This is a genomic window from Paenibacillus sp. FSL P2-0121 (genome assembly GCF_037975345.1).
GTDB classification, from domain to species: domain Bacteria; phylum Bacillota; class Bacilli; order Paenibacillales; family Paenibacillaceae; genus Paenibacillus_AQ; species Paenibacillus_AQ odorifer.
This window is the reverse complement of sequence record NZ_CP150245.1, coordinates 2,622,745-2,638,266: the sequence shown is the minus strand read 5'-3', so window position 1 is coordinate 2,638,266 and position 15,522 is coordinate 2,622,745. Positions and strand designations below refer to the sequence as shown.

General features: G+C 43.7%; 10 protein-coding genes. 4 read left to right on the top strand and 6 right to left on the bottom strand.

Annotated elements, in window-relative coordinates; genetic code table 11:
- Positions 1-21 precede the first annotated feature (21 nt).
- Positions 22-2,226 (bottom strand): 2,3-diaminopropionate biosynthesis protein SbnA, encoded by a 2,205-nt coding sequence (gene sbnA / locus MKY54_RS11510; RefSeq protein WP_339190522.1) that lies wholly within the window; start codon positions 2,224-2,226, stop codon positions 22-24.
- Between the two features lie 165 nt (positions 2,227-2,391).
- On the opposite strand from sbnA, the gene MKY54_RS11505 reads away from it, so the two are divergent.
- Positions 2,392-3,201 carry a YheC/YheD family protein gene (locus MKY54_RS11505; protein WP_076129991.1) on the top strand — a complete coding sequence of 270 codons (810 nt, stop codon included), beginning with the start codon at positions 2,392-2,394 and terminating at the stop codon, positions 3,199-3,201.
- A 71-nt stretch (positions 3,202-3,272) separates the two neighbouring features.
- Here the strand turns inward: MKY54_RS11505 and MKY54_RS11500 are convergent, their stop codons facing one another.
- Both MKY54_RS11500 and MKY54_RS11495 read right to left on the bottom strand, forming a co-directional pair.
- Positions 3,273-4,295, bottom strand: a complete 1,023-nt coding sequence (locus MKY54_RS11500; RefSeq protein WP_339190520.1) for an NADP-dependent oxidoreductase — start codon at positions 4,293-4,295, stop codon at positions 3,273-3,275.
- A 127-nt stretch (positions 4,296-4,422) separates the two neighbouring features.
- Complete coding sequence (locus MKY54_RS11495; protein ID WP_038569940.1) at positions 4,423-4,719, bottom strand: metalloregulator ArsR/SmtB family transcription factor; 297 nt, start codon at positions 4,717-4,719, stop codon at positions 4,423-4,425.
- Between the two features lie 129 nt (positions 4,720-4,848).
- Here MKY54_RS11495 and MKY54_RS11490 point away from each other — a divergent pair, with 129 nt between their 5' ends.
- Complete coding sequence (locus tag MKY54_RS11490; RefSeq protein ID WP_076186480.1) at positions 4,849-5,628, top strand: helix-turn-helix domain-containing protein; 780 nt, start codon at positions 4,849-4,851, stop codon at positions 5,626-5,628.
- Positions 5,629-5,675: 47 nt separating this feature from the next.
- On the opposite strand, the gene MKY54_RS11485 is transcribed toward MKY54_RS11490, so the two are convergent.
- Positions 5,676-8,543: a glycosyl hydrolase 115 family protein gene (locus MKY54_RS11485; RefSeq protein ID WP_339190518.1), complete on the bottom strand. Its 2,868-nt coding sequence runs from the start codon at positions 8,541-8,543 to the stop codon at positions 5,676-5,678.
- A gap of 241 nt (positions 8,544-8,784) precedes the next feature.
- Between MKY54_RS11485 and MKY54_RS11480 the strand changes: the two genes are divergently transcribed.
- On the top strand, positions 8,785-10,527 hold the full coding sequence (locus tag MKY54_RS11480; protein ID WP_339190516.1) for an SGNH/GDSL hydrolase family protein: 1,743 nt from the start codon (positions 8,785-8,787) through the stop codon (positions 10,525-10,527).
- A gap of 86 nt (positions 10,528-10,613) precedes the next feature.
- Here the strand turns inward: MKY54_RS11480 and MKY54_RS11475 are convergent, their stop codons facing one another.
- Positions 10,614-11,564: a 5,10-methylenetetrahydrofolate reductase gene (locus tag MKY54_RS11475; RefSeq protein ID WP_339190514.1), complete on the bottom strand. Its 951-nt coding sequence runs from the start codon at positions 11,562-11,564 to the stop codon at positions 10,614-10,616.
- Positions 11,565-11,803: 239 nt separating this feature from the next.
- Between MKY54_RS11475 and MKY54_RS11470 the strand changes: the two genes are divergently transcribed.
- On the top strand, positions 11,804-12,202 hold the full coding sequence (locus tag MKY54_RS11470) for a cytidine deaminase (protein WP_036689594.1): 399 nt from the start codon (positions 11,804-11,806) through the stop codon (positions 12,200-12,202).
- Between the two features lie 424 nt (positions 12,203-12,626).
- Here MKY54_RS11470 and MKY54_RS11465 read toward each other — a convergent pair whose 3' ends face one another.
- On the bottom strand, positions 12,627-15,284 hold the full coding sequence (locus tag MKY54_RS11465; RefSeq protein WP_076129986.1) for an adenosylcobalamin-dependent ribonucleoside-diphosphate reductase: 2,658 nt from the start codon (positions 15,282-15,284) through the stop codon (positions 12,627-12,629).
- Positions 15,285-15,522 lie beyond the last annotated feature (238 nt).

Genomic DNA, 15,522 nt, shown 5'->3' with positions numbered 1-15,522 from the left:
ACAACCTCCTTTTGCCGTTCGTTAAGCAAGGACATCTCCACCGTCAGCCGAGAACTCCTGCCCAAATTCATTCTGAATCCATGGGTCAGAGTATACCGTATCGAGGTAACGCTCCCCTTTGTCATGCAGGATCACCGCACAGACAGATCCTGGAGCCAATTCTTGCTCCATACGCCTAACAGCGGCAAGGTTAGCCCCTGAGGATGCACCGGCCAGAATCGATTCATTCTGAGCGAGTGCTCGGCATCCTTTTACGATATCCAAGTCTGAGACATGCACGATACGGTCGATTAAATCCGTTCTGCAGAAAGGGGGTACGATGCCAGCACCCAGTCCCGGGAACCGCCGTTTCTCTTTGTTGCCACCAAAAATAGTACTTCCCTCCGCATCGACGGCAACAATCTTAGTCTTCAGACCATGATCCCTTACATATTCCGCGAGACCTCGAATCGTGCCGCATGTACTTACGCTGCAAAACAAATAATCTACTTCGCCAAGCTCAGTCACGATTTCTTTCATGGTCGTATGGTAGTGGGACAAATAGTTATTTGCGTTTGCATATTGATTCGGCCAGTAGCTGCCCGGTATTTCCTCCAAGAGTCGCTGCACTCGATTCAGTCTAGCAGGCAGATATTCACCGGTCTCGGGGTCGGGATCGCTAACAAAGTCAATTTTTGCAGTTAATGCTTTCAGAATCTGCAGATTTGTTGTGGTAGTTCTTGGATCAACCACGCTAATAAACCGCAGCCCTAAATATTGGCAAATCATCGCCAAGCTAATCGCCATATTTCCCGAACTTGACTCAATAATAGTAGTTCCCGGCCCGATTTTCCCTTCCTTCCATGCCTCATGGATCATCCGCAGAGCTGGACGGTCTTTCGCACTTCCTCCCGGATTTAGCAGTTCCATTTTTGCGTAGACTTCGAACTCACTGTTCTGGAACAGATTATTCAGCTTGATTAATGGCGTTTTTCCGATAGTCGACAAGATACCGCCTTGGATATTTATGTCCACCTTAGCTTTGTCCTTCTGATAATATAACTTCTTGTTCTTGACCTGCCCGCTGGCCAGCGACTCCCCTTTAGCTACTATAATGATCTCAATATCATCAAGCAGATGGTTGCGAATCATCATCCCGATTTCCGGAATACACTCCCTGATTTCCTCTTTGATTACCGGAATAATAGAGGGCTTCACAGATTTACTCATGATATAAATAGAGAGCGCATTGTTTTTTACTTTGACCCGAATGATTGCATCTTCAATATGACGGTATACGACCTGTTCGATATCGTACAGGCTGATCTTCTCACCGTGCTTCAGTTCTTGACCCACTCTTTTTACAATGGACTCAAAGCTTTGTTGTTCAACCCCGTCTATCATCACAGGCCTAAAATCCCTTACAACGTCATAAGTAACAAAACGAAGAGCTGGCAGCATCTTGCGGACAGTTGAGGTAAGCACCAGAATACTTTCATTGTTTCGAAGCGGCCTTACTTCTTCGTCTAACTCCTGAACCCCGATTCCTTCCGCAAAAATTCCGTCGGCAAAAATGTACCTGCCATGATCATGGGAGTAATAAGCGATCGTACCGATTTCAATGGAGCCGTAAGTATCGATGATATCTCTAGGATCAATACCAAACAAGCCAGCCATATTCCGCTGCCACTCAGGCGGAGCAATTTCCCCTACCAAAATAATCTTGCGAATTCCGAATTCACGCGGGTTTCTGGCAGCATATACGATATGGTCAAGGATGGACGGCATCGTATAGAGCAAGTCAGGTTTAAAAGCTTTAAGCTGTTCAATATGCTGTTCGATTGGCAGTTCAAAGGGTATTGAACTTTTCTCCAATCCTAACCTTTCAAAAATGGTCAGCGCAGTATTTGCTGCATGTCCAGTGCCCATATCCGCCAACGCTCTGTTACATCCGCTTCCCGCAATAAGCTCGCCGAATAGCTTCGTTTTAATATCCACATAGTGTTTGTCATCTTCCTCAGAGTAAAGGATTGCTTTTCTACGGCCTGAGCTTGTACCAGACGTCCTATAGACAGTCCAAGAAGGATCGATGGGTTGGTTATAATAGAAGGTTTCAAGTGTTTTCGAAGACATAAGAGGTAAGTTCTGCAGGTTATAATTCGTTTTCTCCCCATCGATCAGCCCCTTGTACCAAGGGTATTCGTCCATTACTTCTTGCACCTTATTCTGCAATTTCCCGAGCAGCATCATAGCCGCCTCCCGTTGACCGCATGCTGCAGCCCAAGTTTAATAAATGCCTCCAATATTCATATGTAGAATTCTTTGCATGTGTTCTATTATTCTGTGGTTGCCCAAGCAAAAACTGCGTATTCCCGTAATATAGCCTATAGATATATAGAACGGAGGAACAAAATGAAGGAGCCAATACGGCGGATATCCAATAAGCTGACGAAAACAAGGGTACTGCTTAGAAAACAAGAGCTAAGGAAGTATATACCGGTAACGAAAAAAATGAATAAAAACGTACTCTATGAGATGTTGCAAAAACATAAAATGGTGTACATTAAGCCCTGCTGTGGATCTTTGGGACAGGGTGTAATCCGGATTGAAAGATCGCAAGATCATTCCTCCAAAAAACGACCAGCCTACAGCTATCAGTCCGGTACGCATAAACATACATTTTCTGATTACGAGATGGCTTATCGGGCAATCTCTAGCGAGACCCAAGGAAAGTCCTATTTGGTGCAAAAAGGGATTTGGCTTTTGGTTTATGAGGGAAGGCCATTTGATATCCGGGTTATGGTGCAAAGAAATCTTAAGGGTGGGTGGGAAGCTACAGGCATTGCGGGTCGCGTAGCTCATCCTCGCAAAGTGGTTACGAATGGGAGCCAAGGGGGAACGATTTATCCGGTAGAGGCATTATTAGAATCCTACACAAACGTAGAGAATAGTAGCGCGTTGATCCGGTCCATGCAACAAATCGGAGTGAACTCCGCCAGACAGCTGAGCACAGCCTATCCCGGCCTGCAGGAAATCGGTGTGGATATTGCTTTGGATCGACGCCTTAAACCATGGATCTTGGAAGTAAATACTGCCCCCGATCCGTGCCCGTTTACCAAACTGAATGACACCAGCATGATTGAGCGAATCGTCAAATATGCAAAAGCCTATGGCCGCACATACAATCTTAAATGCATGAAGTCCAAACAGGGTATGGTCTGAACGGATTTGATTGGTAATAATACAAACAGCCCTGATATATAAAAATCTCTACCAGAGCTGTTTGTGTTGTTTTAGAATTCGGAGTCGCTCACCTTAACAAGCATCTTCCCGAGGTTCGCACCTTGGAACAATTGCAGGAATGCTTCAACCACATTGTCGAATCCTTCAACAACTGTTTCTTCATATTTTAATTTACCTTCTGTTAGCCATTTTCCAAGCTCTTGAAGTCCTTCTGACTGGCGGGCTGCGTAATCACTAAGAACGAATCCTTTGATAAGGGAGCGGGTTTTGATCAATCTGCTCTGAATACGTGGTCCCATATCTCCATCTGTACTATTATAGGAAGAAATAGCGCCACATAGGGGAATACGTGCATAATCATTAAGCAAGCTCATCACAGCATCTGAAATCGATCCACCCACGTTGTCAAAATAAACATCCACACCATTTGGACATGCTTCTTCCAAAGCCTGGTCTAAATTTTCCGTTGTTTTATAATTAATGGTTGCATCAAAGCCAAGTTCTTTTTTCAAATAGTCGCATTTATCATCGCTACCTGCGATCCCAACGACACGAGCGCCTTTGATTTTGGCAATCTGTCCAACAAACATCCCCACTGAACCCGCTGCTCCAGACACTACGACAGTCTCTCCTTCTTTCGGCTGCCCGATATCAAGTAAACCGAAATATGCAGTGAGCCCTGTTAAACCTAGAACACTTAAGTAAGCCGATACAGGTGCAATCGAATCATCGATTTTGGTTACTGCTTTAGCATCTACAGTATTATATAACTGCCAGCCCAGCATACCGATGACTTTATCTCCAGCTTTGAATCGCTCCGATTTGGTTTCTACGATCTCTCCCACAAGTCCTCCAGCGATGACTTCATTAAGCTGATACGGAGGAATATACGATTTAGAATCATTCATTCTTCCGCGCATATAAGGATCCACTGACAAATACAACGTACGTACAACAACTTGTCCTTCTTTTGCTTCAACTACAGGAATATCTTTGAACTCGAAATTTTGCTGGGTTGGCATGCCTACAGGACGTGAAATTAACAGGACCTGTTTATTTTTCAACTGATTCATAGATCACTACTCCATTAATATTTATTTTTGCTGCTACCTATAACTATTAACCAAACCCTGTACATGATTATCAAATAGTTATAAAACTATCAAACTATCAAGAAAAAATTATAGGTTTCCGGACATATTATAAACTGTCCAAGAAACCCGGTAATAATTCGCTAAACGTATCCTCTCGAAGCTGGCTAATCTTATTCTGCCCCATACGTGTGACACTTACTAAATCAGCTTCATACAAAATCTTCAGATGGTACGACACATTGGATTTATCCATTCCCATAGATTCACCAATGGATCCACATGTATTGTTCTCCTTATGGAGATGAAGATAACGAATCATTTCAATTCGTTTCACTTCTGCTAATGCTTTAAAAATCTTCACTCGCTTTTCATCATCTTTTAAGGAATATTGTTCGATAGTCATAAAACTATTGTATTCTTCTGATTGCGCAAAGTCAATTTACAATCCCATTTCTTAATTGGATTCATTTTTGTATAATATACCAATCGGCATTAGCGCGGATCTATTTATAAGGAAAGAGGGATGGTAGAAATGGACATTACCAAATACGAAAATCTTGTTCCCCGTGTTTTTTTGTTCGTTGATCGCCGATCCTTCCCGGATTGGGAGATTACGAGGAGTAAAATTGATTTCCATGATCTTACCTTCATCGTAGAAGGGAAGTCTGACTATTTTATTAATGGAGAGAAATTCACGGTTGAAGCCGGGGATATGCTCTATGCCCCTTCTGGCAGCATTCGGGAAGCTCAGACTTTCAAGGAGGCACCCATGCGTTCCTTTGCCTTCAATTTCTTCTGGGAGGGTGAGGACAATCATGTGCAGCTCCCTTTTGAGACTGTAACTAGGAATTGGAGAACTAAAGAGATTCTAGAGGATATTAAAGAATTCTCACATATCTGGATGGGCAAACAACCTTTCTACAAAATGAAGGCCCGGGCCATCTTTCAACTGATTGTGTACCGCTTATTAAGTATCGCCCACCATCAAGAAACACCTCTGATAGATCTAAGAATCCAAAAAGTGATGACCTATATCATGGATCATTATTCGGAGGAAGTTACGATCAAGGAGCTGGCAGATTTGGTTGCCCTAAATCCCGTATATCTTGGTAAGCTGTTTAAGCAGAACACTGGCTCCACCTGTAAAGAATTTATAAACAAGGTGCGCGTGAACAATGCTGAGATGATTCTATCGGCAGGTGGTTTTAATGTGTCCGAAGTGGCAGCGCACTGTGGTTATCAAGATGTCGCCTACTTCAGCAACGTTTTCAAAAATATAAAGGGTTATCCTCCGTCATCTGCCCTGAAATAACGGAGGATTCGAAGCAACAACCTAGTTGTTCGCCCTTTTAATTCAACCTAACTAAGAATGGACGCCGTCCCGCTAGTATAAAAGCTCTCCTCCGGCCCTAAATAGGAATAAGGAAGCTGGGCAGCGGACAATACAAGCTTTTGCAGAACCAGACCCGCATCCAATCCGTAAAAGCGGAGGGTATGAAGACCCTTCGTTAAAGCATGGCTGGTGGTCACAGCATGAATATTGTCCATAACCGCGCGGCACCATGGTTCATTATCATGATTGCCGCCTTCAAAGTTCGTTGGTAAAGCATCCTTAATCACGGGTGCCTCATCATCGAAGCTTATCGCATATTTTAACCCGCTAGTTTGTGACAGATTGTTTGTCGGCGCAATATACGCGGTTAAGCTATAATCGGTGTCCTGCTGCACTAGAATCTGATATTCCAGACAAGGAGCATCCTCCGGTTGTTCAAAAGATACAGCATCCGGAAACATTTTAACCGAGGATAAAGAACGTCCATAGCTGTCAATGGTCTTCCATACCACCCCTGATTTCGAAACACGAGTTATGGTATGCTCCGCTTCAATGGACACGATATTATGGGTCTCGATGAATGTCATCGGTGGCATATCCGGAATGTCTATCCAATCCACGGCTGCCTTCACCTTAACTATATTTCCGGCACCGGAGATCGTAATTTCGCCCGTCGATGCTTCTTTGACCTTCTCCCAATCTACGGAAACCTGAAGCGTCTCCCCTGCCTCAATCCAGCCGCGTATTTTCTCAAGCTTGATCCAATCCACGCTGCTCCGCACCTGATATTCAAAACCCGCATCTCCACCGTTACTGATTGTGATGCGATAGTTTTCTTTTTGAAGATTTGTAATTACCGGAAGATTAGCCGTGCCGGAAACATACGCTTGTTCCGTTCCTTCCACATCCACAATCATTAAAGAACCTCTGGCGGGCGTCAAGGTGTTTACATCCGGATATTTCCACCCTTCTGCATTCCAATGTATATACCCTACATGAGGGGAACTCATCATTCCCTGCCATTTTCCATTCGAAATTCCGCTATTATAAACCAGCTCCAGATACTTATCCCGTTCGATGGTTTCGCGGGTCAGAGCAGCGTAAGTATTTGCCAACATACTATTTCGCTTAGCGTATAGATGGTTCAGTCCAGCATAAATTTGCATTTTGACCACATTGGCCGAGGCAACAGCAGGGAAATATACGAGCTGGAAGTAAGCATCCTTTAGTTGTTCCGGGATTAGCTCATCGTATTTGTCGGCAGCCTTCTCGATCATCACCGCTTGCTCCAGAACTCTGTGCGCCTCATTGTAATGGATAGGACTGAAGGTGGACGGATAAATAATTTCAGGCTTGCGCCGACCGTTCATCCGGATATAATCCCCTAACAATTGTGCGATTCCCAGACATGTCTCTTGTTCCAGCACATATCCGAATTGCTGCTCTACCCAACGGTTGGTGTATTCCACAGTCCGATTGATTGCACCTGTCCCCCAAGCCTCAAAATCGTAGGCCAAATCCAGAAAGTAGGAAATGGGCAATTCCATAGGCTTCAAATCCCCGACGTTCACAATCCATACATCACGGATGCCATAATCGTATGCCATACACATTTGCTCCCAGACTTTTTCAAGCGGGGTCGTATTTAACCATTCATAGGAATGCGGACCACCATGATAGTCAAAATGATAATACATCCCCCATCCTGCGCTGCGGTTACGTTCGTTTTTTGTCGGGATTTTGCGGAGATTGCCAAAGTTATCGTCAGCAAGCAGGATCGTAACGTCATTCAGAACATCCCAGTCCTTCAACCCTTCCGCCCCGGCAGTGCCATACCAGTACTTCTCAACTTCCTTATAAACGGCCAAAATTTGCGGCGCATGTTCAAGATTGTATTTCTTCAATAGTTCTTTTTGCGTAAGTATAATGTCCTTAAGCAGATCAATATTCTCCTGATCGGAGCCCTCCAGCGCAGAGTCACTTTCCCCCCGCATGCCTAGGGTAATCAAGTTATCAAAGTCCTGATTACGCTTGATTCCGTCTTCCCAGAAATCTGTAATCGCCTGTTTATTAAGGGCGAAATCCCATAGGTTACTTGTTCCGTATTGGCTGTATACCTTCTGCCATTCACTGCCTGCCCGGAATAAGGGTTCATGATGGGAGGTCCCCATAATAATTCCGTATTCTTGTGCATGCTTGGCGTTGGCAATCGGGCTGCTTTTACCATTCAGGCTGAATTCGGCGCTCCACATCGCCGGCCATAAATAATTCCCCTTCAAGCGAAGAATGAGTTCAAATACCTTGTCATAGAAATCTTCATTAAAGTCACCAAATCTTTGAGTTACCCAAGAACCTAAAGACGGCCAGTCGTCATTCAAAAAAATACCTCTATATTTAACCGAAGGCTCCTTGGAGATCACATGAAGCTTGTTATCAGGAATGGACAATGCCGGCTTCTTCTCCGGCACAATATCCGCCCAGTACACCCAAGGACTAACTCCAATCTTTTCGGAGATCGAATACAACCCGTAAATCGTCCCCCGTTTATCACTTCCTACAATGACTAGCGCCTTGTCCACTCCCGCTGTGGGTTGTTCAACCACCTGAATTTTATAACATTCTCTTTTATTTTGGATGGCCGATACATTAACGGTTCCCTCCGCGATTAAATCATCGATAAAATCATTGCTGCCTATCGATCCAGCGATTATGACTGTTCCATCCAATTTGTTCAATTGTGTATATATCTCAGGTTCTACCTCTGTTACCTGTTTAACATCTGCTGCAAAAGACTGTGCCACCCGGCGTAATCCCTCATAATCTTTCCCCTTGGGGTCCACGTAAATCTTGGCAGCACTGCCCTGCTTCACAAGGTACAATTCCTTCGTAGGCATGATAATTCTCCCCTTAAGCATCCTATTTTCGTATGACTAGGCACATTATATAAGTAAGCGATTTCAACATCCATGTGTAAACTAGCAACTTTTTGTAATTATTAAATGAAACTTTGTTTATCGGTTGAACAATCTGGATATTTGGTGTTACTGTTAACAGGTATTCCTTCTAATAAAAATATGTTTTTTGCAAGCGCATCCATAACAAGAAAAGCTTATACAAAAAGCGAGGATGATCAATATGAAAAACAATAACGGGATCATTACAGGAGGCAAGATTGAAGGTCCAAAGGCGCCCAAGGATCCGGCTGAACGCAGGAACGGTTTTTTTGTGGTCTACGAAACCGCGATTGAGGCGACAGCCCGGGCCGAAGGTCCACCTTCACAGGAAGTTTATCTGGAAGGTAACTATCTAATCGACAAGGCCAGATATATTGGCGGCGTCACTGATGAGACAATACTGGAGCTGCTAGGAAACTGCGTTGGATTTCGCAAATTAGTCCATAGTATCGGAGTGTCTGTGAGAAGGGATCCTGAGCAGAACGAGCCCATCTCTTTTCTATTGCAGAACTGGGGCAAAACCAGCAAATACGAAACAGGCAGCAGCATACGTGTGCCCTGTCCCTCCGACGGTTCCGAAGTCCTCTTGAAGTTAGAGGATTTGGAATGGTCTGAAGAGGATGCGGTGCTCGGCAAATTCGCTTTTGAATTTAAACATGAAGGCGAACTGGCCATCGCGAGTATAATTTTTTATTTGCATGACGGTTATTCTGTACCAGAGCTAATCATTGAACCGCCTGTAGCGTTTGATTCTAACGAATACCGGGAGATCATTACCCAATCCTTGCTTCATCCGGGCAATAATAAAAGATTAAAAACGGCCATCCATAAGGCTATAAAAGGTGAGGATGTCACGATTGCTTATATTGGGGGTTCCATTACTCAGGGAGCAGGTGCTAAGCCGATCCATACAGAATGTTATGCCTACCAATCGTATCTGAGATTTAAGGAATTATTCGGTACGAATGGTGGTGAGAACATCCATTTTGTGAAGGCTGGGGTAGGTGGAACACCGTCCGAGCTTGGGGTCATCCGTTATGAAAGGGATATTCTCCGGGAAGGTTCTGTAACACCTGATATCGTGGTGGTAGAATTTGCGGTAAACGACGAAGGGGATGAAACGAAAGGCAACTGTTTTGAAAGCTTATGCCTAAAAATACTTTCCGCCGATAATAGACCGGCAGTAGTTCTCCTGTTCAGCGTGTTTATGAATGACTGGAACCTGCAGGAACGGCTCTCCCCCATTGGCCGGGCTTATAATCTTCCTATGGTTAGTGTAAAGGATGCGGTATCCGGGCAATTCCGCCTAAGCAAAAATGAGGGGAACATCCTCTCGAAACGGCAATTTTTCTATGATATCTATCATCCTACTAATGATGGTCACCGGGTAATGGCTGATTGTCTGGCTTATTTATTCTCCGAAACCCACAAAACGCTAATGGACGAAGATGATCTCCTATTGGATCAACATCCGGTCATCGGGAATGATTTTGCGGGAACCCTCCTGCTGGACCGCAAAAGCCATATTGACGCAGGCAGGATCGAGGTGGGCGGATTTTCGGGGATCGATACCGATTTGCAGCGGGTAGAAATGGATACCAATCCTTTCGGAACTCCGGAATTCCCTCATAATTGGATGCATTCAGCGTCGTCTGGGGAACACAGCTTCAAGCTGACGATAACAAGCAAAAATCTCATCCTTGTATACAAGGATTCTGGCAGCAGCGAATTCGGCAAGGCAAACATTTACGTCGATGGTTGTCTTGTAGTCACCGCTGATCCACATGAGAATAATTGGACACATTGCAATCCGGTAATTCTTTATCAAAATGAGGTTAGCGGGGAGCATCAGGTAGAAATCAGAATGGTGCCGGAAGATCAGGACAAGTCTTTTACTATACTGGGCTTCGGCTATAATGTTTAATAATTTGACCTAGTGGCATATAACCTAAAAAGAAACCCATGGTCTTTAAATGACCTGGGTTTCTCAATAATTTGAGGAATCTTTTTCTATTTGGTAGGCAGCTTCTTATCCAAAATAGCCTTCACATCTTTAACAAGCTGTACGGATGCTTCAATCTCCAACTTACTTGTTGAAACACTTTCAATACTGCAACCAATAGGAATTCCCTTCTCCAGCCCGAAATCTAGTAATTCTTCAAAGATTTTTTGCGATAGCTGGATTGATTTATCCAAAATATCATTCGAGTATTTCAACTCGTTTTCTAACCATCCCGGGATACTGATCCCTAACCACTTCATAAATTGTAATGTTTTCGCGGTGCCGCATGGTGCAAGATTAAATAAAATAGGAACCATCTCAAAACCGTTATTTGTATAGTAATAATATAAATCAGACAATAAATTCTTAGATGCCTCTACATTATAAGTTGCCTGTGTAATAAAAAAGTTGCACCCACTGTTGGTCTTTTCGACAACCCGTATATGCTCATCATTCTTTTTTATATGTCTTTCCGGAATGACAACTCCACCAAAAGTTAAATTACTATTTAACTGTTTGCTTAGCTCATAAGCATCTGGTAAATTCAATTTCACCTCTTGTTTACTTGACGAAGCGCCCACATACACGGAAAATCTATCTTCATTTTCGTCAGTTTTAACCCAATCCTCGAACTGAGCTCTAGTATCATTACCGACGCACCGGTAAATTATTTTCGGGACCTCCACCTGTCTTAGATATTTATCACCATAGACAGCCGGATCAATCGTTGGTAAATAGGGATAAGGTCTTTCATGATCCACTCTGTCTACTTCTTCCTGAACGTCGTACAGAATTAACGCATCTAAATCAAGATTTTTAAGTCTCTCAACCTGTTTCTGGGCGATTTCCGAGACCTTTTCTGGTGCGTGGCTTGCCTTCGGTGGTGTCATTCCATATGTTAAAATACCCGGTTTTTTGCTCAATATTTTTTGTTTAAATGTATTCTCTGCCGCTCCCAAATTATAAAACCCCTCTACTCGTCGCTTTTAAGATAAGGTTACCATGGCAGGCTTAATATGTGTAACTTCTATTTACTATATCTAGTTATATTTTAAAGCTATGATTCCCTAATGATACTTATCGAGTAGTACATGTTGACAACCATTTGGTGTGACTATAATATTAGAAGTCCTGCCAACCTTAAAGTTGGCGATAAGGGGACCGAAAGGTTCATTCTTATTTAAAAAGGGTGAGTATTATGAATAAAGAAGAATTAATGGAAAGCGCACGTAACACAAAGAAAGCTGCTTATGCCCCATATTCTAAATTTCCAGTTGGAGCAGCCTTATTGCTTAAAGATGGAAATGTTATTAATGGAGTAAACGTAGAAAATGTATCTTTTGGCGCTACTAATTGTGCAGAGAGAACAGCAATCTTCACAGCTATTACAAAGGGCTATACTAAAGGTGATTTTCAGGCTATAGCTGTAGCAGGTGACACAATGGATTTTCTGCCGCCATGCAGTATCTGCAGACAAGTATTATCGGAATTCTGTTTGCCCGACATGCCTGTCTATTTAACCAATGAGAAAAAAGAAATCTTAGAGCTGAGTTTAAGGGATTTATTGCCTTATGCATTCAAAAATTTAGATATGTAAAAATAATTCCTCTCGTAGTGGAATAACAAAAACACGCGTACCTTTGTTAGACAAGTACGCGTGTTTTTGTGTTAAAAAGCTTAGTCAGAACACAGAGTTCACAGACCAGACACACCGCGTAAATACGTTGTTACTTACCAAATCGCAATTCCAACCTTATCTTTTTCTTTAAATACTACCTTTATCATTTCCAAAGCATTTCTTACCCTAAATTCAATAAATTCTTTATCATAGTCTGTATGTAGTTCTATAGTATCTAAAACTCATATAGTTAAAACCTCTCAATGAACATCATCAATAATAAAAAACAAGCGATCCATTGAGATAAAAGGATAAACACTTCCTCTCGATGATCGCTTGCTTTTAGTAGCTATGCATAGTCACATTTCTAGTTTTCCCACAAAACACTTATCGGCTCTACCCTTTACCCGCAACGACTATACCCGCAATTGCCACAAGTCTTACAACCCTCAATATTAATCAGCGAGGCGCTGCCGCAGGATGGGCAAAGGTCACGGGAAGCCGTAGCATGGTTATGTCCATGATGACCACCATGTCCATCTTCCGTAGCTGACGGAACGCTCGATTTCAACTCCGCATTTAATGCTTCATTGAAATCCTCCAGCTCCAAAGTTGCCGCAATCGGAGCAGGTACATGATCATCATGAGCATTGTTCAGCACATGTGATTCCAGTGCCTTAGCTACAGCGTCAGCAATGGATTCAACCCGGTTCGCGCCGAAGCCGATAGCTCCTGATCCGCCAATGCCTTTCAGATGTTTAATCAACAGCTCCACTTTCTCACCATGATCTCCGTAACGGAGGAACAAGGAGCAGACACGGCCTAATGCTTCAGCCATAGCAAAGACGTCAGAACCCGCTTTACCTACATTCAGGAAGATTTCAGCCGGTATTCCATCAAGGTCATTGATCGTAATATATGCCATCCCAAATGGTGTGTTGATTTTATAGGTAGCGCCGCGCAGAACCTGCGGACGTTTTTTGTATTGTTTATCCGCCTCTTTTGTAGTCACTTGAGGCGCTGGACTTGCTGCTACCACACTTGTACTTGCTTCTACAGTAGTTGTAGCTTCCTCTGCCGCAACCGTAGCAGCTTCTTTTTTGTCTTCCTTCTTCGTGGTTTCCAGAACTTGAACATCACGACTTCCATCGCGGTAGATCGTAACACCCTTACATCCTAGATCAAAGGCCATTTCATATAGCTCAGCCGTCTCCTCAACCGTAAAGTCAGACGGGCAGTTCGCTGTTTTGGAAATAGAGCTATCTACCCAGCGTTGGATCGCTGCTTGCGCACGGATATGATCTTTAGCTGACAGATCCATCGAAGTTACAAAGTAGTCAGGCAGCTCTTCACCCGGATGAGCTTCCAGCCACTCTTGAGCGATTGGAACAAACTGTTCATCATAGCCAAGACGACTTTGACGGAAATATTTAAAGGCAAAATAAGGCTCAATTCCCGTAGAAGTACCTACCATTGTACCTGTACTACCTGTAGGTGCTTGTGTAATCACTGTAACGTTACGCATACCATGTTCACGAATCGCTTCGCCAACCTCTGGATACGCTTCGACTATATTTTTCATAAAGCCGCTCATTAGATATTTCTCAGTATCAAAAGCTAGGAAGGAACCCTTCTCTCCAGCAATTTCTGCCGAAGCAAGGTAGGCTTCACGAGCCATAAAGCCGTATAGCTTGTCCAGAAACTCCAACGATTCCGGGCTGCCGTAACGGATGTTCAATTTAATCATCAGCTCCGCCAATCCCATGGTTCCGAGACCCACGCGGCGTTCCTTTTTCTGATTCGCTTCATTTTCCGGGAAATGATAAGGTGTTTTATCAATTACATTGTCCAGAAAACGGACCGAATAACGGGTTGTAGTCGCAAGATCTTCCCAATCTACATCATGATTTTTCTCATCGTAGAACTTGGACAGGTTCACCGCAGACAGATTGCAGACTCCCCAGCCTGGCAGGCCTTGCTCTCCACAAGGATTTGTACAAATAATCGGGTTGAAATACCAGCTGTTAGACATCTGGTTATAGTATTCCATGAACACGACGCCTGGCTCAGCAGATTTCCATGCCGATTCAATGATCGTACGCCACACGTCACGCGCTTTTACGGTGCGATAATGGATAACGTTTTTGCCGGCAGCTTTCCACTTGTCGAGATCGCCATCCCACATTTCGTTATATTCAGGATCGGTTGTATCCGGGAATACGAGATCCCAGTCCAGATCTTCTTTTACAGCCTTCATAAAACCATTGCTCACACATACCGAAAGGTTAGCATTAGTGACTTGGCCCATCGTTTGCTTCACGGTAATGAAGTCCTCAACATCGGGATGCCAGTCATTAATCATCAACATGAGCGCGCCACGACGGCTGCCGCCTTGCTCAATAAGCCCCGTAGTATAACTAAACAAACCGCCCCAAGATACGGAACCACTGGATGAACCATTAACCCCTCTAACAATCGCACGACGAGGACGCAATGAAGACAGGTTAATGCCCACACCGCCACCACGGGCCATAATCTCCGTCATTTCAGACAATGTCTGCATGATGCCGCCACGGCTGTCTTTTGGAGAAGGGATTACATAACAGTTGAACAATGTTAATTCTTCACTAGCACCTGCACCAGCCGCAATACGTCCACCCGGCACAAGCTTCCAATCATCTAGGATTGAACGGAATTTGCCCGCCCATTCTGCTTGAAGCTCAGGTGTCTTCTCTACAGAAGCCATCGCTGTGGATAGACGGTCCCACATTTCCTCAGGAGTTTTTTCTATATTAAGGGTCAACTTTTCAACATCCGATTTCACAAACTCACCGCTGCGTGTCTTTACAGTTACGATTCGACCACTGCGCTCCACAATTTCTCCGACTTCCTTAGTTGGAAACTTCGGATCATCTTTGGTCAGCACCAATACAACATCGCCTACTTTAGCATTGTTGCTGTCTGCATCCTTCCAAGCATAACGATCCAAAAATATTTTTTCACTTAGCCCTTCAAGGCGTTGCTTACGTTCCACTTTACTCAATAAAAAAACCTCCCGCATGTGTAGTAGATATTAGTTTCCGGTCCAAGGTATGGGCCCACAACAAAAACCCCCTTACCATCCTCCACTGCTTAACAGGTGTATGTAGGAAGCTCATCTTGTCAATAACAAATACCAGCTAAGCACTCTATAAAAAATACATTTTCAAGCTTTTGTCACAATATATTGTGTGCGTCAGCTTTTAAACTATACCACATATTGTATCGAAGGTCTTATTCGAAAATAGAGTCAAGTTGCC